Raw genomic sequence first — 16,774 nt, 5'->3', positions numbered from 1 at the left:
TCGCGAGGGCAACTATGAGCTCGATTCCGAATTCGGGGCCTTCCACTCCGGGCGGCCGGGCCAGCGCCTCCAATTTCGAGCAGGTGAATTCCTGGAGCCGCGACGTGCGCTTCGTCTCGGGCTGCATCCTGATGCTGTTCGCGACCACGCATTTCGTCAATCACGCGGTCGGGATCTTCGGCCTCGCGGCGATGGAGACGGCGCAGCTCTGGCGTCATGGATTCTGGAGCAGCAAGCTCGGGCTCCTTCTGCTCTATGGCTCGCTGATCATCCATCCCGTCTTCGCGCTGCTGCGGGTGGCGCAGCGCCGGACCTTCCGCATGCCGATGCGCGAGGTGCTGCAGATCGCGCTCGGCGTGGTGATCCCGCTGCTGCTGATCGACCATATTGTCGCGACCCGTGTCCAGGGCGCGCTGTTCCTGCAGGACGAGAGCTATCACGCCGTGCTGCGCCGGCTCTGGCCGAATCTCGCGCTGACGCAGAGCCTGCTGCTGCTGCTGGTCTGGACGCATGGCGTGATCGGGCTGCACTTCACCTTCCGCACCCGCGAGAGCTATGCGCGCTGGCGCGACCCTTTCCTGCTGGCGGCGATCCTGGTGCCGCTGCTGGCGCTGATCGGCTTCGTCGTCGCCGGGCGCGAGGCGCGGCTGATGGCGCTGCCGCCGGAACTCTACACCACGCAGCAGGCCGATTCCTTCAACCTGCACGTCACCTGGGCGAAGCGGGCCTTCTTCGGCCTGGTCGGAGGCTTCGTGCTGTTCGTCGCGATCCGCGAGCTGCGGGCCCGGGCGCTGGGCGCGATCACCGTCCGCTTCGTCGGCCATGGCGTGCGCAAGGTCGTGCCGGGCTTCACCCTGCTGGAAATGTTCCGTCGCTTCGGCATTCCGCATGCGGCGCTGTGTGGCGGGCGGGCCCGCTGCGCGACCTGCCGCGTGCTGGTGCTCGACGGCGCCGACGATTTGCCGCCGCCCGGGCCGAACGAGGCACGGCTGCTGCGTCGCATCTCGGCTGGCGAGCGGGTCCGCCTCGCCTGCCAGATCCGGCCGAAGCACGACCTCCAGGTCCAGATCCTGCTTGCCGCCAGGCAGCGCGGTGCCGGTCCGACAGGGGCGCTCGATCCCGCTGCCGGCATCGCCAGGAAGGGGCTGACCGTGATGGTCGCCGATCTGCGCGCCTTCACGGCCCTGGCCGAAAGGCAGCTCCCGCAGGAGCTGATGACCCTGCTCAACCGGTTCTATGACGAGATGTCCCAGGCGATCGCCGCCCATGGCGGCCGGATCGAGTCGATCTATGGCGACGGGCTGATGGCCATCTTCGGCCTCGAGACCACGCCCGCCCGCGCCGGCATGGCCGCGATCGCCGCCGCCGGCGACATGATGCGGGCCGTCGAGGCGCTCAACCGCGAATATGCGACGGCCCTGCCCTTGCCGCTGCGCATCGGCATCGGGATCCATGGCGGGCCGGCGATCATGGGCGCGGTCGAGAATGAGAGCATCGGGCGGCGCGAGATCACGGTCGGTGAAACCGTGATGATCGCCAGCCAGCTCGAGGCGGCGACGCGCCGGCTGCTTTCCGACATCATCGTCTCGGCCGAGACGGTCGCCGCCACCGGCCGCAGCTTTCCGGGGCTGATCTCCTACAAGATTGCGATCAAGGGCCGCGACAAGCCGATGCAGGTCTTTGGTTTCGGTGGCGTGCCGGAGAAAGCGCCGCCCGCCAAGGGCGAGCCGGCGTCGCCTCGCGGCAAGCGCCCGGCCAAGGCCGAGGCGGAAGGCGATCCGGATTGACCGCCGCCGGCGGGGCGGCTCAGCGAGCGCCTTTCCCGCGCCTGTCGAAGACGAGGAAGCGTCGGCGGTCATAGCCCACCTTCACTAATCCGGCGTCGTTGAGCCTGATCTCGGCATCGATCATGGCCGGCGCATCGCGTGCCGCCAGCAGGGGGCCGATCTGCCCAAGCGCGCGTTCCAGCCCGAGGGCATGGTCGATGACCATCACCTCGGCGCGTCGCGCCAGGGCGAGCAGCGCGTCGTCCAGCGCCGGTGCGCCGCCAAAGGGCTTCAGCGAGAGGCCGAGCAGGACCAGGCCGAGGCGGCCGGCTCCCTGATCGAGCTCGACCTGCTGCAGCTTGACGGCGAGATGGCGGACGCGGCAGGGCGCGCCGTTCAGGGTTTCGGCGGCAAAGGCCGGGATCTTCGGGTCGATCACCGTGACCGAGGCGGGGCGGTGGGTCAGGAAGCCGGTGATCGGCAGGCCGGCGCCGCCGATCTCCACCACATGCTCGCAGCCGCGCAGGGCGTGGGCGGCGAGCACCTGGCGCAGCTCGGCCGCGGGACCGGCGAGATGCGGCAGCCTCGTGCCGCTCGCCGCTGCGCTGGTCTTTGGCGGCGACTGTGAATATGGTCCGGCGCGTTCCGTCACCTTCCGCTCCCTTGCCCTGCCGATCGCCCGCATGACCAGCGCGCTGCCCGCCGACGCTCTTTACGACATTCTGCGCGGCGTCGCCGCTCTGACCGACCAGCCGATCGTCGCCGATCTTGCCCGGCTGGTCGGCAAGGGCGCGCCTTCCGATCTTTCGATCGCCTTCAATCACAAGCAGATCGCCTCGAAGCGTTGGCTGGTCGACAGCCTGGCCGCGGTGATGCCGCGGCCGGATGGCCCGGTCTGGGTGCTCGGCGCCTGGCATGGAGTTCTCGGCGCCATGCTGCTGGCGGATGAGCGGCTTTCGATCCGGCAGGTGGTGAGCGTCGATCTCGACCCGCGCTGTGCCGAGATCGCCGAGGTGCTCAACCATCGGCACGTCGCTTCCGGGCGCTTCCGGGCGGTCACGGCGGATATGATGGCTCTCGACTTCACCGATCCCGCGGGCGGAAGGCCCGGCCTCGTCGTCAACACCAGTTGCGAGCATCTCGACGATGTGCCGGGCTGGCTGGCGAGCCTGCCGGCCGGATTGCCGCTGGTGCTGCAGTCGAATGATTATTTTCGCGAGCCCGACCATCGCAGCTGCGTCGCCTCGCTGGAGGCCTTCCGGGAGCAGGCGGGGTTGTCGGAGCTGAGTTTCGCCGGAGCCCTGCCGGCGAAGAATTATACCCGTTTCATGCTGATCGGCCGCAAATGAGTGCGGACAAGCCGGCCGGGCCGCCGCTCGCCATCGCCATGAAAGGCTATCCGCGCCTTTCCGAAACCTTCATCGCGCAGGAGCTGCTCGCCCTGCAGCGCTGTGGCCTGCCTTTCGCGATCTGGTCGCTGCGCCATCCGACCGATGCTGCCAGACATCTGATGCACAAGGAGATCGCGGCGCCGCTGCATTATCTGCCGGAATATCTGCATCACGACTGGCCGCGCGTCCTGCGCGGCCTCGGTTCGGCCCTGCCGCGGCCGAGCCTGCTGCGGCTGCTCGGCGTCTTCCTGCGCGATCTTGCCCGTGATCCGACGCGCAACCGGCTGCGCCGCTTCGGCCAGGCCCTGGTGATGGCACGCGAACTGCCGCCCGGAACGCGGCATCTGCATGTGCATTTCCTGCACACGCCGGCTTCGGTGATCCGCTATGCCGCGCTCAGCCGCGGGCTGTCCTGGTCGTTCTCGGCCCATGCCAAGGACATCTGGACGACGCCCGATTGGGAAAAGCGCGAGAAGATCGCCGATGCAAGCTGGGGCGTGACCTGCACCCGGGACGGCCATGCCGAGCTCGCCCGGCTGGCCGATGGGCCGGACAAGGTGGCGCTGCTCTATCACGGGCTCGATCTTGCCCGCTTTCCGCCGCCTCCGGTGAGGCAGCCGCGCGATGGCGGGGAGGCCGGCGACCCGGTGCGCCTGCTCAGCATCGGCCGCGCCGTCGAGAAGAAAGGCTTCGACGATCTCCTGAACGCGCTCGCCGCCCTGCCGGCGGGACTCGCCTGGCGCTTCACCCATATCGGCGGCGGCGAAAGGCTCGGCGTGCTGAAGGCACAGGCGGAGGCGCTCGGCCTCGCGGGGCGGATCGAATGGCGCGGCGCGCTCGCCCAGGACGGCGTGGTGGCGGCGCTGCGCGAGGCCGATCTGTTCGTGCTGCCCTCCAAACAGGCTGGCGACGGCGACCGAGACGGGCTGCCCAATGTGGTGATGGAAGCTGCGAGCCAGGGGCTGGCGATCGTCGCGACCGATTTCGCCGGCATCCCGGAATTCGTCCGCCATGACAGCGAAGGGCTGCTGGTCGCGCCGGGCGATGTCGCGGCCCTGTCGGCCGCGCTCGGAGCCCTGGCCGGCGACCCGTCGCGGCGCGAGGCACTGGGCGCCGGGGCCCATGCCCGCCTCCAAGCCGATTTCTCGGCGCAGGCGGGGCTGGCCCGGATCCATGCCGCATTGCTGGCGGAGGTCGAGCGCGGGAAGGGGCCATGAGCGGCCGCGTCCTGATCGCGGTGACGCATCTGCTCGGCATCGGCCATCTGGTGCGGGCGCGTCATCTGGCCGGGGCGCTGGCGCAGGCCGGATACGAGGTCGTGCTCGCCAGCGGCGGCATGCCGGATGGCAGGGCTGCGAATGGCTATCGTTTCGTGCAATTGCCGCCGGTGCGGGTCGTCGGCACTGATTTCCGCAATCTGCTCGACGAGGAAGCGGAGCGGGCGACGCCGCAGCGTCTCGGGGCGCGGGAGGCGGGGCTGGCCGCGCTGGCGCGGGAGCTGCGGCCCGACATCGTCATCACCGAGCATTTTCCCTTCGGTCGGCGTCAATTGGCCGGCGAGTTCCTGGCGCTGATCGAAGCGGCGCGCGCGGCGCGGCCGCAGGTGGTCGTCCTCTCCTCGATCCGCGACGTGCTGGTCGCACCGCTGCGGCCGGAGCGCCTGGCAGAGGCGCATAGGCGCCTCGAAGACCTGTTCGACGGGGTGCTGGTCCATGGCGACCGTGCACTCCTCCCGCTCGAGGCTTCCTGGCCGGTGCCTGCGGCGCTCGCCGAAAGGCTGCACTATACCGGCTATCTCGCCGCTCCGGCGCCGGTGGCCGAGGCGCCCGCCGCGTCCGGCGGGATCCTGGTCTCCGGTGGCGGCTCGGCGGCGGCGCTGCCGCTCTTCCGGCTCGCTCTGGCGGCGGCGGAGCTGCTGCCGGCACAGGATTGGCACCTCCTCGTCGGCCATGGTGTGGCGGAGCCGGACTTCGCCGTTCTCCTGCGGCAGGCGCCGGCGAACGCGATTGTCGAACGGGCCCGGCCGGATTTCCCGGCCCTGCTGCGCAACTGCGCGCTCAGCCTCAGCCTGGCCGGCTACAACACCGTGCTCGACCTGGTGCAGGCAGGGCCGCGGGCGCTGGTCGCGCCCTTCGATGCCGGCAACGAGACCGAGCAGGCGATACGCGCGGCTGCGCTCGAACGCGCCGGGCTGGCGCGCCTGCTGCGGCCCGAAGCCGGCCCCGGGGTGCTCGTCGCGGCGATCGACGAGGCGCTCGCGGGCGGGCGCCCGCAGCGGGTTCCGGTCGATCTCGACGGCGCGGCGGGGGCGGTCGCGGCGGTGCGGAGGCTCGCGACGAAACGACGCTAGGGCAACGGGGTGATGGCCTGCCGCGAGCCGGATGAAACCGGTGCCGCGCAAGGCGAGCCGCGCGGAGGGCCGAGTGGATCGCGATTTCGCGACCGGTCATGGGCCATGTGATCCGCCCTGCGCAGGAATGCGCCCCGGCGAAGTGCCGGCATGCCTCCGGCGAATACCTCATGCGAATTGCCGCTACGGTGCTTTCGCTCTAATGAGATTGCACACGCCTCCCTTTCGGTCGGCTCCAGGACACCGGGTGTTCGCCGGGCCTGTCCTGCGCCCGGAGAAGAATGATGACAGCAGCGACTACCGCCGCCCCCGGCATGCCGGACATGAAACTGTCGGTTCGTCAGGTCTTCGGCATCGACAGCGACCTGGAAGTGCCGGCCTATTCGCAGACCGAGGCGCATGTGCCGGATCTCGATCCGGATTACCGATTCGACCGCGACACCACGATCGCCATCCTCGCCGGCTTTGCCCATAACCGCCGCGTGATGATCTCCGGCTATCACGGCACCGGCAAGTCGACCCATATCGAGCAGGTCGCGGCCCGGCTGAACTGGCCCTGCGTGCGCGTCAATCTCGACAGCCATGTCTCCCGCCTCGATCTCGTCGGCAAGGACGCGATCGTGCTGAAGGAAGGCAAGCAGATCACCGAGTTCCAGGACGGCATCCTGCCCTGGGCGCTGCAGAACAACATCGCGCTGGTCTTCGACGAGTACGATGCCGGCCGCCCGGACGTGATGTTCGTGATCCAGCGCGTGCTCGAGCAGTCGGGCAAGCTCACCCTGCTCGATCAGAAGCGCGTCATCCGCCCGCACCCCGCCTTCCGGCTGTTCGCCACCGCCAACACGGTCGGCCTCGGCGACACTTCGGGCCTCTATCACGGCACCCAGCAGATCAACCAGGGCCAGATGGACCGCTGGTCGATCGTCACCACGCTGAACTATCTGCCGCACGACAACGAGGTTGCGATCGTCCTCGCCAAGTCGAAGCACTACCAGACCTCGCCCGAGGGCAAGGACATCGTCAACAAGATGGTGCGCGTCGCCGACCTCACCCGCAACGCCTTCATGAACGGCGATCTCTCGACGGTGATGAGCCCGCGCACGGTGATCACCTGGGCCGAGAACGCGGCGATCTTCGGCGATATCGGCTTCGCCTTCCGCGTCACCTTCCTCAACAAGTGCGACGAGATGGAGCGGGCGCTTGTGGCCGAGTTCTTCCAGCGTTCCTTCGGCAAGGACTTGCCGGAGAGCGCCGTCAACGTCGTGCTGAGCTAGGCGAGGGGCAGTCCGGACCGCCGCCGCAGGTCCGCGGCGGGGCAGGCCCAAGCGGAGGAGGCAGGTGATGGCGCGCTACGAAGGCAGCTGCCATTGTGGACGGGTCGCCTATGAGGTCGAAGCCGATCTCGGGCAGACGATCACCTGCAACTGCTCCTATTGCCAGCGCCGAGGCTCGGTGCTGGCCTTCACCCCAGCGCAGAACTTCACCCTGACCAAGGGCGAGGACGCGCTGACCGAGTACCGCTTCAACACGCAGACAATCCAGCATCTGTTCTGCGAGAGCTGCGGCATCGAATCCTTCGCGCGCGGCGAGATGCCGGACGGCACGCAGATGGTCGCGGTCAACGCCCGCTGCCTCGCCGGCGTCGAGCCGACCGAGCTCAACAGCACCGCCTATGACGGGCGCTCGCGCTGAACCCAGCCAGGGAGACCGCAAGGCCTTGTCCATCTCCAACCGCAAGCCCGGCACGCCCAAGGAAGCGCCAGCCGAACCGTTGAAGCGTGCCGTCTCCGGCGCGATGAAGGCGATTGCGCGCAAGCCGGAGATGGAGATCGTCTTCGCTGCTGACAAACCCTCCCTGGTCGGCGAGCGCGCCCGCCTGCCCGAGCCTCCGCGCAAGCTCACCGCCCAGGACGTCGCGATCCTGCGCGGCCATGCCGATTCGATGGCGCTCAGGCTCGCCTGCCATGATGCCTCGATCCATCGCCGCGCCGCGCCCGAGGGCGACGCCGCCCGCGCCGTGTTCGACGCCGTCGAGCAGGCGCGCGTCGAATCGCTCGGCTCGCGCCGGATGGCCGGCATGGCCGGCAATATCGGTGCCATGCTCGAGGACCGCTATCACCGCGGCGGACGCTATGAGGAGATCACCGACCGCGCCGACGCGCCGCTCGAGGACGCGCTCGCCCTGATGGTGCGCGAGCGCCTGACCGGGTTGAAGCCGCCCAAGGCGGCGCAGAAGCTGGTCGAGCTCTGGCGCGAGGAGGTCGAGGGCAAGGCCGGCGCCGATCTCGACCGGCTCGCCAGATCGGTCGAGGACCAGCGCGGCTTCGCCCGTACCGTCCGCGACATGCTGGCCTCGCTCGACATGGCCGAGCAGACCAGCCAGGGCCAGGACGACGAGGAGGACGAGGACGAGAACGACCAGTCCTCGGAGGACCAGGAGCAGCAGGAAGGCGAGGCCGAGCAGGAGAGCCAGGGCGAGCGTTCCGAGACCGAGGTCAGCGAGGACGCCGCAGAGGAGATGCAGGAGGGGGCCTCCGAGGCCGCCGACGCACCGGCCGGCGACTGGGACGAGGAGGATGACAGCTCCGAGGCCGAGGAAGCCGGCGAGGCGCCGCGCCCGCGCGACAGCCGCGCCAATGAGCGGCCGCAGACCGACTACAAGGCCTATTCGACCAAGTTCGACGAGATCGTCACCGCCGAGGAACTCTGCGATGCCGAGGAGCTGACGCGACTGCGCGCCTATCTCGACAAGCAGTTGGCGCATCTTCAGGGCGTCGTGGCGCGCCTCGCCAACCGGTTGCAGCGGCGCCTGATGGCGCAGCAGAACCGCTCCTGGCAGTTCGATCTGGAGGAAGGCGCGCTCGATCCCTCGCGCCTGCCGCGCATCATCATCGACCCGTTCCAGCCGCTCTCCTTCCGGCAGGAATCGGACACGAATTTCCGCGATACGGTGGTGACGCTGCTGATCGACAATTCCGGCTCGATGCGCGGCCGGCCGATCACGGTCGCGGCGACCTGCGCCGACATCCTGGCGCGCACGCTGGAGCGCTGCGGCGTCAAGGTCGAGCTGCTCGGCTTCACCACGCGCGCCTGGAAGGGCGGGCTCTCGCGCGAATCCTGGCTGCAATCGGGCAAGCCGGCGAATCCCGGCCGTCTCAACGATCTCCGCCATATCATCTACAAGGCGGCGGATGCCCCCTGGCGCCGGGCGCGCAAGAATCTCGGGCTGATGATGCGCGAGGGGTTGCTCAAGGAGAATATCGACGGCGAGGCGCTGGACTGGGCGCATAAGCGCCTGCTGGCGCGGCCGGAGCAGCGCAAGATCCTGATGGTGATCTCGGACGGCGCGCCGGTCGACGATTCCACGCTCTCGGTCAATGCCGGTAGCTATCTCGAGCGGCATCTGCGCCATGTCATCGCCGAGATCGAGACCCGCTCACCGGTCGAGCTGATCGCGATCGGCATCGGCCATGACGTCACCCGCTATTATCGCCGCGCCGTCACCATCGTCGATGCCGAGGAGCTCGGCGGGGTGATGACCGAGAAGCTGGCGGAGCTGTTCGAAGAGGATGCCGGCGCCGCCACGGGCGGGCGCGTCTCCCGCCGTCTGCAATGAGCCTCAGCCGGCGCGGCCTGCTGGCCGGTCTCGGCGCGGCTGCGCTGGCGCCGGCCGCGCGCGCCCAGGCGATCGAGCCTGGCCGCTCCTCGCTCAGCGTCTCGGCCCGCCCGCTCTCGGTCTTCGAGCCGGGCAATCCGACGAAGACCCGCTTCGGCCAGCTCGTCTTCCGCAGCGGGCTCGTGCTCAGCGCCGGCCATCCGCGCTTCGGCGGCTTCTCCGGGCTCTGGCGCTCGCCCGACGGCACGCAACTGGTGGCGGTGAGCGACAAGGCCTCCTGGCTGACGGGACGGCTCGTGCGGCGTGACGGCCGCCTCGTCGGGTTGGAGCAGGCGGAGATCGCCCCGGTGCTCGGTGTCTCCGGGCGGCCGCTCGCTCGCTCGCGCTATTACGATACCGAAGCGCTGGCGATCCAGGACGGCATCGCCTATCTCGCTGTCGAGCGCACCCATGACATCCTGCGCTTCGACTGGGCGAAATATGGCGTCGAGGCGCGGGCGCGGATCGTGCAGGTACCGCCGGCGGCGAAGCGCCTGCCGAGCAATCGCGGCATGGAGGCGCTCGGCGTCGTGCCCGCGGGGCATCCGCTCGCCGGCGCCCTGGTGGCGATCTCCGAACGCTCGGGCAAGGAAGACGAGCCGACCAGCGGCTTCATCATCGGCGGGCGCCAACCGGGGACCTTCCAGGTCATTCGCCGCGACGGCTACGACATCACCGATCTCGCCTTCCTGCCGGGCGGCGACATGCTGCTGCTGGAGCGCTGGTACCGGCCGCTACGGGGCGTCGGCATGCGTATCCGCCGAATCGCCGGAGCCTCGCTGCGGCCGGGTGCCCGGCTCGACGGGCAGATTCTGATCGCGGCCGACCTCGGCCAGGAAATCGATAACATGGAGGGCATGGCGGTCCATCTGGAGAATGGACGGACCATCATCACCCTGATCTCGGACGATAATTTCTCGACCTTCCTGCAGCGGACGGTGCTGCTGGAGTTCGAACTGGCGCACTAGCAGCGCCTCGTCATGCCCGGACCCTGACCCGGGCATCTCAGCCCGAACGAAGCGCCGACCTGCGCCCTTGCGTCAGGAGATCCTCGGGGCTGCGCTGCGTTCCGCCCGAGAATGACGTGCACGGCGCAAACGAAAAAAGCGGCCTTGCGGCCGCTTCATTCGATCGGGAAGGAGAGTCCGCTCAGTTGGCGGCGAGCTTCTTCTCGATGTCGCGCTTCAGCGCGAGCGCGCCGGTCGACAGCTCGCCGGCCGGAGCCTTGACGAGGAAGGCGTCGAGGCCGCCGCGGTGATCGACGGTGCGCAGGGCGTTGGCCGAGACGCGCAGACGCACCGAGCGGCCGAGCGTGTCGGACTGCAGGGTGACGTTGACGAGGTTCGGCCGGAAGACCGTCTTGGTCTTACGGTTCGAGTGGCTGACGAGCTGGCCCGTCAGGGTGGCTTTCCCGGTCAGTTCGCAACGGCGAGCCATGATCTCATTCCCAAGCTTTCCAGGACGCCAACGCAAAACGCCGACACACGACGTGCCGGCAGGCGAGCACCGGAAGTCAAATTGAAGTGGCGGGTCTATAGCCAAGCCCCGAGCGCCCGTCAAGGCGAACTGCACGATAGGGCGCCGGAAACATCTCGGTAACCTCCTCCCGTCAGACTCCGTTAATCAGGTCACGATTCGGACCGATTCGCAGTGCAAGCGAGCTGTCGAACGGTCGCGCCGCCCGGAGCATCGAGATGAAGCCCGCCCTCACGCCGTCCCTGTCCGGGCTCGCCCTCGCGGCAGCCCTGCTCGCGGGCGCGTTTCCTGCCGGCGCCGCCTCGCTCGATGCCGCCTATGACGTTTCCCTGCTCGGCATGACCTTCGGCAAGGCCAGCCTGAGCGGCGACATCGAGGGCAGCCGCTACAAGCTCGATGTCCAGGCCAAGCTGACCGGGCTCGTCGGCGGTTTCACCGGCGGGCGCGGCTCCGGCGCCGCCACCGGCAATCTCAATGCCGGCAAGCTCTCGCCGGCGACCTTCGCGATCTCGTCCGCGAGCACGAGCGAGAGCCGCACCGTGCGCATGGCGCTCGAGCGCAATGCCGTGCAGGCGGTCGAGATCGAGCCGCCGATCGATGCCAAGCCCGACCGGGTACCGATCAGCGACGCGCATCGGCGCAATGTCATGGACCCGATCAGCGCTTTCCTGATGCCGGTGGAAGGCGGGCGCAACTCCGGCGCCGCCGCCTGCAACCGCACTCTGCCGATCTTCGACGGCGCGGCGCGCTACGACATCAAGCTGAGCTATGCCGGCACGCGCGAGGTCACGCTCGACGGCTACAGTGGCCCGGTTTCGGTCTGCCAGGCGCGCTATGTGCCGATCTCCGGCCACCGGGCGCTGCGGCCGAGCACCAAGTTCATGGCCGAGAACAAGGAAATCTCGACCTGGCTCGCGCCGATCGCCGGCACGACGATGATGCTGCCGGTGCGGATCTCGGTGAAGACGATGATCGGTACTGCGGTGATCGAGGCCTCGCGCTTCAAGGTCGATCCCGGCGTGACGGCGGCGACTTCGCGCAACTGAGCCCGACGCGGCCGGCCGCTAACAGGCGCGGGCCCGTCCTTACCGCGATGCGCGGCCCTGGCGGCGGCATTGCCGCTGAGGCTGCCGCGGGGCTAGCCTTCCCGCCGCGATTCGACCTTGGAGCCGATATGCCCGGCGATTTTGCCTTGCCACCCGGATTGCGGCGACGCGACGTGATGGTGCGCGACACCGTGCTTCATGTCGCCGAGGTCGGCGACGGGCCGACCGTGCTGCTGCTGCATGGCTGGCCGGAGTTCTGGATGACCTGGCTGCCCTTGATGAACCGCCTGCATGGCGAGTTCCGGCTGGTCGCGCCCGATCTGCGCGGCTTCGGCGACAGCGCCAAATCGCCCGCGCCACGCAGCGATGTCGGGGCCAACAGCCATGCCGACGATATCGCAGCCTTGCTCGAGGGGCTCGGGCTCGGACCGGTCGGGGTCGTCGGCCATGATGTCGGTGCCTATGTCGCCCAGGGCCTGGCGCGGCGCCACCCGCAGCGGGTCGAGAAGCTCCTGTTCTTCAACTGCCCGACGCCGAGCGTCGGCTCGGCCTGGGTGCGGGAGGGCCATGTCAACGAGATCTGGTACCAGTCCTTCCAGCAATTGCCGCTGGCCGAGCAACTGATCGGCTCCAGCCGCGAGGCCTGCGCGCTCTATCTCGGGCACTTCCTGACGCATTGGTGCCATCGCAAGGACGCCTTCGCACCGGTCTTCGACCGCTGGGTCGAGAACTTCCTGAAGCCCGGCAATCTGCGTGGCGGCTTCGACTGGTACCGCAGCCAGAACGCGGCCCGGATCGCCGCCATCGACGGCCATCCGCCGCCATCGGTGCCGATCCATCAGCCGACGCGCGTGCATTGGGGCCGCCACGACCCGATCCTGAAAGCCGAATGGAGCGCGTTCCTGCCCTATTATTTCGACGATGTCGAAGTGACCTATTGCGAGAATGCCGGTCATTTCGTCCATGTCGAGGCGCCGGACGAGGCGGCCGAGGTGTTCACCGAAGTCTTCGCCGACTGAACTGACGGGGTGCGCGACTATTTTCGCCTTTGCCTCTCGCCTTCCCGTGCAGGAGGCCTACATGAGCGAAAGCGGCCCTCGCGCGCGCAAGTCGGCGAAGGACGGACATCAAGGGCGATTCAAAATCTTGTGGTTATTGAATCGCTTGCCGCAACATCTCGCCGTGAACGAAACCTGATTCTGCGGGAGTCAGCGATTCGGCCTCGCTTCGTTCCGGACTCGTTCTGTTCACGGCGCGGGTTGCCCTTGGGGCGCCCGACCCGGTAGGGCTGGCTCGGTATTTCGCCGCGCAGGCTGCAGGAAAGCTCCAGCGTCTTGATCCAACCCCGCTCTCTTCCGCCTTCGCTCCGCGCACGCGGTGTCACTGCGGTGCTCGGCCCGACCAATACGGGCAAGACCCATCTCGCCATCGAGCGGATGATCGCCCATCCCACGGGGATGATCGGCCTGCCGCTGCGTCTGCTGGCGCGCGAGGTCTACCAGCGCGTCGTCGAGAGGGTCGGCCCGGAGGCGGTGGCGCTCGTCACCGGTGAGGAGAAGATCAAGCCGGAGCGGCCGCGCTTCTGGGTCTGCACGGTCGAGGCGATGCCGCGTGACCTTGCCGTCGATTTCGTCGCCGTCGACGAGATCCAGCTCGCCGCCGATCTCGACCGCGGCCATGTCTTCTCCGACCGGCTGCTGAATCACCGCGGCCGGGCCGAGACCATGCTGATCGGCGCCGGCACGATGCGGCCGCTCGTCGAGCACCTGATCCCCGGCGCGAATGTGGTGACGCGGCCGCGGCTCTCGAACCTGACCTTCGCCGGCGACCGCAAGATCACCCGTCTGCCGCGGCGCTCGGCGATCGTCGCCTTCTCGGCCGAGGAAGTCTACGCCATCGCCGAGCTGATCCGCCGGCAGAAGGGCGGGGCGGCCGTGGTGCTCGGCGCGCTCTCGCCACGTACGCGCAATGCCCAGGTCGAGATCTACCAGTCCGGCGATGTCGACTATCTCGTCGCCACCGACGCGATCGGCATGGGCCTCAATCTCGATGTCGACCACATCGCCTTCGCCGGCGACAGCAAGTTCGACGGCCATCATTTCCGCAAGCTGCATCCGGCCGAGTTCGGCCAGATCGCCGGCCGGGCCGGCCGGCATCTGCGCGACGGCACTTTCGGCACCACCGGGCGGGCGCCACCCTTCGATGCCGAACTGGTCGAAGCGATCGAGAATCACCGTTTCGAGCCGATTCGCCAGCTGCAATGGCGCAATTCCGATCTAGACCTGCGCTCGGTCCAAGGGCTGCTCGACAGCCTGAACCGGCAGCCGCAGGAGCAGGGCCTGACCCGTGCCCTGATCGCCGAGGACATGACCACGCTGGAAATCCTGGCGCGCGACCATGATGTCGCGAGGCTGGCGCAGGGCAGGCCGGCGGTCGAACGGCTCTGGGAGGTCTGCGGCCTGCCAGATTATCGCAAGATCGCGCCCATGCAGCATGCCGACCTCGCGACGATGCTGTATCTTCGGCTGATGCGGCATGGCCGTCTCGATCCGGACTGGTATCGGCGCCAGCTCGATGCGCTCGACCGCACCGATGGCGAGATCGACACGCTGTCGGCGCGCATCGCGCAGGTCCGAACCTGGACCTTCGTGGCGAACCGTCCCGACTGGTTGCCTGATCCAGAGCATTGGCAGGGGGTGGCGCGTCTTGTAGAGGACAAGCTGTCGGACGCTTTGCACGAAAGGCTCGCCAGCCGTTTCGTCGATCGGCGCACGAGCGTGTTGATGCGTCGCCTGCGGGAGAATGCGATGTTGGAAGCTGAGGTCACTGCGGCGGGCGACGTGCTCGTCGAGGGCCAGCATGTCGGGTTGCTGCAGGGGTTCCGCTTTACGGCGGATCCCAAGGCCGGCGGCCCCGAAGCCAAGGCGCTGAACGCCGCCGCGATGAAGGCGCTCGCCAGCGAGATGGAGGCGCGCGCCTCGCGCGTCGTGCTCGCCGGCGACGAGGCCTTCGTCCTGTCGCATGACGGTTTCATCCGCTGGGTCGGCGAGCCGGTGGCGCGCCTCGTCGCCGGCGATAAGGTGCTGGAGCCGCGCCTGCGTCTGCTGGTCGAGGAGCATCTGACCGGGCCGGCGCGCGAGCAGGTCGAGAATCGGCTGACGCTCTGGCTGAAGAATCACATCACCAAGCTGCTCGGGCCGCTGCAGGTGCTCGAGGAGGCCACGAGCCTGACCGGCATCGCGCGCGGCATCGCCTTCCAGGCGGCCGAGGCGCTGGGCGTGCTCGAGCGCGCCAAGGTCGGCGAGGAGATGAAGACCCTCGACCAGGAGGGGCGGGCGGGCCTGCGCCAGCTCGGCATGCGCTTCGGCGCCTTCCATCTCTATGTGCCGGCCCTGCTGAAGCCGGCACCGCGGGCGCTCGCAGCCCAGCTCTGGGCGCTGAAGCATGATGGACCGGAGCAGGGCGGGCTGGACGACATCGCCCATCTCGCCTCGTCCGGCCGGACCTCCTTCCCGGCCAACAAGGACGTGCCGAAGGGGCTCTATCGCGCCGCCGGCTATCGCGTCTGCGGCGAACGGGCGGTGCGCGTCGACATTCTCGAGCGCTTGGCCGATCTGATTCGCCCGGCTATCGCCTATCGCCCCGGCGTCACGCTCGGCCAGCCGCCGGCGGGCGCCGCCGATCAGGACGGCTTCGTCGCCACCGGCGCGATGACCTCGCTCGTCGGCTGCGCCGGCGAAGACTTCGCCTCGATCCTGCGCTCGCTCGGCTATGTCTCGGTGAAGCGGGCGGGGCCGGCGATCACCGTGCCGCTCGCGGCGACGCCGGAGCCTATCGTGGCGGCCCCGGCCACTGAGGTCGAGGCTGCGCCGGAGGGTGAGGGCGAGGTCGCAGCCGAGACGGTTGTGGCCGAGAGCCCCGACGCCCTGGATGCAGAGGCCCCGTCCGAAGCTTCGGCTTCCGAGGGCGAGGCGCCGGAAGCCACGCTGAGCGAAACGCCGGATGCGCCTGTGCTCACCGAGGCCGAGATCGCGGCCGCGCCTGGTGAGGCCATCGCGGCCACCGCCGAGGGCGAGCAGTCCGACATGTCCGAACCGGCCCCGGCCGAGGCGGCTGCTTCGGAAGCGCCGGCGAGCGCAGCTCCCGCCGAGGAACCTGCCAAGCCGGCCGAACCGGAGCTGATCGAGGTCTGGCGCCCGCATCGGCACCAGGGCGGAAGGCGGCCGGAGCAGGGCGCCCGCGGGCGTCGCCAGGACCGTCGCCCCGGCCAGCAGGGCGCAGCGGCGCCGGCTGGCGAAGCCGGAGGCGGACCGCGTCCCGAAGGTGGCCAGCGGCCGAATCGCAATCGCTGGCGCGAAGGCGGCTGGAACGGCCAACGCCCGACGGCCGGCGGGCAGGCTCCCGCTGCGGAGGCGGCGGGCGGTGCGCCGGAGCGGCAGGGGCGCGGCGGCCGGCCGGAAGGCAGCAACCGACCCGAGCGCGGTCCGCGGCCGGAGTTCAGGCGCAATGAGGGGCGGCCGGGCGGTGGTCCGCGTCGCGACGAGCGCGGCGGCAAGGAGCAGCGTTTCCAGGCGCCGGCCAAGCCGCGTGCCGCCGAGCGCCAGCCGGATCCGGATTCGCCTTTCGCCAAGCTGCTCGCCCTGAAGGCGCAGCTCGAAGGTGGCGACGGGCGTAAGGGCTGAGGCATCAGGACGAGGGCCGCGATTGCGCGAGGACCGGCAACGTCTCGACAAATGGCTCTGGTTCGCGCGCTTCGCCCGCAACCGCTCCGCCGCCGTGCGTCTGGTGGAGGACGGCCATGTCCGGGTTGCAGGCAAGCGTATCGAGAATCCGGCGCTCGGGCTCAAGCTCGGGGATGTCCTGACGCTGGCTCTCCCGCATGCGACGCTGGTCGTGGCGTTGCGTGCGCTCGGCGAGCGCCGCGGCTCCTACGAGCAGGCGCGGACGCTTTACGAGGTGCTCGGCGGCGACCAGCGCGGCGATGCGTCGCTTGCGCCGGGAGAACCGAAGGGATAGATCGCGAGAATTGTGCGGCCGGCGTTGGCGCGGCCCGCCAGAATGTTTCCGGAACGCCCGTTCCGGCAGAATTT

Annotated in this window: 14 protein-coding genes; 12 read left to right on the top strand and 2 right to left on the bottom strand. The window is 69.2% G+C overall.

The window, feature by feature from the left end; translation table 11 throughout:
- Window positions 1-14: 14 nt before the first annotated feature.
- Window positions 15-1,787 carry an adenylate/guanylate cyclase domain-containing protein gene (locus J0J10_RS19620; protein WP_291648432.1) on the top strand — a complete coding sequence of 591 codons (1,773 nt, stop codon included), beginning with the start codon at window positions 15-17 and terminating at the stop codon, window positions 1,785-1,787.
- A 19-nt stretch (window positions 1,788-1,806) separates the two neighbouring features.
- Here J0J10_RS19620 and J0J10_RS19615 read toward each other — a convergent pair whose 3' ends face one another.
- Window positions 1,807-2,418 (bottom strand): hypothetical protein, encoded by a 612-nt coding sequence (locus J0J10_RS19615; RefSeq protein ID WP_291648429.1) that lies wholly within the window; start codon window positions 2,416-2,418, stop codon window positions 1,807-1,809.
- A 31-nt stretch (window positions 2,419-2,449) separates the two neighbouring features.
- On the opposite strand from J0J10_RS19615, the gene J0J10_RS19610 reads away from it, so the two are divergent.
- From J0J10_RS19610 to J0J10_RS19580, 7 genes are all read left to right on the top strand, one after another.
- Window positions 2,450-3,115 carry a class I SAM-dependent methyltransferase gene (locus J0J10_RS19610; RefSeq protein WP_291648427.1) on the top strand — a complete coding sequence of 222 codons (666 nt, stop codon included), beginning with the start codon at window positions 2,450-2,452 and terminating at the stop codon, window positions 3,113-3,115.
- On the top strand, window positions 3,112-4,374 hold the full coding sequence (locus J0J10_RS19605; protein WP_291648425.1) for a glycosyltransferase: 1,263 nt from the start codon (window positions 3,112-3,114) through the stop codon (window positions 4,372-4,374). Before J0J10_RS19610 ends, J0J10_RS19605 begins: the two co-directional genes overlap by 4 nt.
- Entirely contained in the window at window positions 4,371-5,507 is a 1,137-nt protein-coding gene (locus tag J0J10_RS19600) for a glycosyltransferase family protein (RefSeq protein WP_291648423.1), read from the top strand. The genes J0J10_RS19605 and J0J10_RS19600 overlap by 4 nt, the downstream gene beginning before the upstream one ends.
- A gap of 284 nt (window positions 5,508-5,791) precedes the next feature.
- On the top strand, window positions 5,792-6,781 hold the full coding sequence (gene cobS / locus J0J10_RS19595; RefSeq protein WP_291638557.1) for a cobaltochelatase subunit CobS: 990 nt from the start codon (window positions 5,792-5,794) through the stop codon (window positions 6,779-6,781).
- Between the two features lie 67 nt (window positions 6,782-6,848).
- Window positions 6,849-7,199: a GFA family protein gene (locus J0J10_RS19590; RefSeq protein ID WP_291648421.1), complete on the top strand. Its 351-nt coding sequence runs from the start codon at window positions 6,849-6,851 to the stop codon at window positions 7,197-7,199.
- 25 nt (window positions 7,200-7,224) lie between these two features.
- Window positions 7,225-9,123, top strand: coding sequence for a cobaltochelatase subunit CobT (gene cobT, locus J0J10_RS19585; RefSeq protein WP_291648419.1), 1,899 nt, complete (start codon window positions 7,225-7,227; stop codon window positions 9,121-9,123).
- Window positions 9,120-10,130, top strand: coding sequence for an esterase-like activity of phytase family protein (locus J0J10_RS19580; RefSeq protein ID WP_291648417.1), 1,011 nt, complete (start codon window positions 9,120-9,122; stop codon window positions 10,128-10,130). Before cobT ends, J0J10_RS19580 begins: the two co-directional genes overlap by 4 nt.
- Window positions 10,131-10,311: 181 nt before the next feature.
- Here J0J10_RS19580 and rpmB read toward each other — a convergent pair whose 3' ends face one another.
- On the bottom strand, window positions 10,312-10,599 hold the full coding sequence (gene rpmB / locus J0J10_RS19575; protein ID WP_291648415.1) for a 50S ribosomal protein L28: 288 nt from the start codon (window positions 10,597-10,599) through the stop codon (window positions 10,312-10,314).
- Between the two features lie 257 nt (window positions 10,600-10,856).
- Here rpmB and J0J10_RS19570 point away from each other — a divergent pair, with 257 nt between their 5' ends.
- The 4 genes from J0J10_RS19570 (at window position 10,857) to J0J10_RS19555 (ending at window position 16,700) form a co-directional block, all read left to right on the top strand.
- Window positions 10,857-11,684: a DUF3108 domain-containing protein gene (locus J0J10_RS19570; protein WP_291642367.1), complete on the top strand. Its 828-nt coding sequence runs from the start codon at window positions 10,857-10,859 to the stop codon at window positions 11,682-11,684.
- 128 nt (window positions 11,685-11,812) lie between these two features.
- Window positions 11,813-12,703, top strand: coding sequence for an alpha/beta fold hydrolase (locus tag J0J10_RS19565; RefSeq protein WP_291648413.1), 891 nt, complete (start codon window positions 11,813-11,815; stop codon window positions 12,701-12,703).
- A 318-nt stretch (window positions 12,704-13,021) separates the two neighbouring features.
- Window positions 13,022-16,366 (top strand): helicase-related protein, encoded by a 3,345-nt coding sequence (locus J0J10_RS19560; protein ID WP_291648586.1) that lies wholly within the window; start codon window positions 13,022-13,024, stop codon window positions 16,364-16,366.
- 22 nt (window positions 16,367-16,388) lie between these two features.
- Entirely contained in the window at window positions 16,389-16,700 is a 312-nt protein-coding gene (locus J0J10_RS19555; RefSeq protein ID WP_291648411.1) for an RNA-binding S4 domain-containing protein, read from the top strand.
- Window positions 16,701-16,774: the final 74 nt, after the last annotated feature.

Origin of the sequence: Allobosea sp., assembly GCF_017308075.1 — a bacterium.
Lineage (GTDB): Bacteria > Pseudomonadota > Alphaproteobacteria > Rhizobiales > Beijerinckiaceae > Allobosea.
This window is presented reverse-complemented; position numbering and strand designations above follow the sequence as displayed.

Coding starts and splice junctions, on each gene's coding strand:
- J0J10_RS19620 (WP_291648432.1), top strand. CDS start 15: ATGAGCTCGATTCCGAATTCGGGGCCTTCCACTCCGGGCGGCCGGGCC.
- J0J10_RS19610 (WP_291648427.1), top strand. CDS start 2,450: ATGACCAGCGCGCTGCCCGCCGACGCTCTTTACGACATTCTGCGCGGC.
- J0J10_RS19605 (WP_291648425.1), top strand. CDS start 3,112: ATGAGTGCGGACAAGCCGGCCGGGCCGCCGCTCGCCATCGCCATGAAA.
- J0J10_RS19600 (WP_291648423.1), top strand. CDS start 4,371: ATGAGCGGCCGCGTCCTGATCGCGGTGACGCATCTGCTCGGCATCGGC.
- cobS (WP_291638557.1), top strand. CDS start 5,792: ATGACAGCAGCGACTACCGCCGCCCCCGGCATGCCGGACATGAAACTG.
- J0J10_RS19590 (WP_291648421.1), top strand. CDS start 6,849: ATGGCGCGCTACGAAGGCAGCTGCCATTGTGGACGGGTCGCCTATGAG.
- J0J10_RS19580 (WP_291648417.1), top strand. CDS start 9,120: ATGAGCCTCAGCCGGCGCGGCCTGCTGGCCGGTCTCGGCGCGGCTGCG.
- rpmB (WP_291648415.1), bottom strand. CDS start 10,599: ATGGCTCGCCGTTGCGAACTGACCGGGAAAGCCACCCTGACGGGCCAG.
- J0J10_RS19570 (WP_291642367.1), top strand. CDS start 10,857: ATGAAGCCCGCCCTCACGCCGTCCCTGTCCGGGCTCGCCCTCGCGGCA.
- J0J10_RS19565 (WP_291648413.1), top strand. CDS start 11,813: ATGCCCGGCGATTTTGCCTTGCCACCCGGATTGCGGCGACGCGACGTG.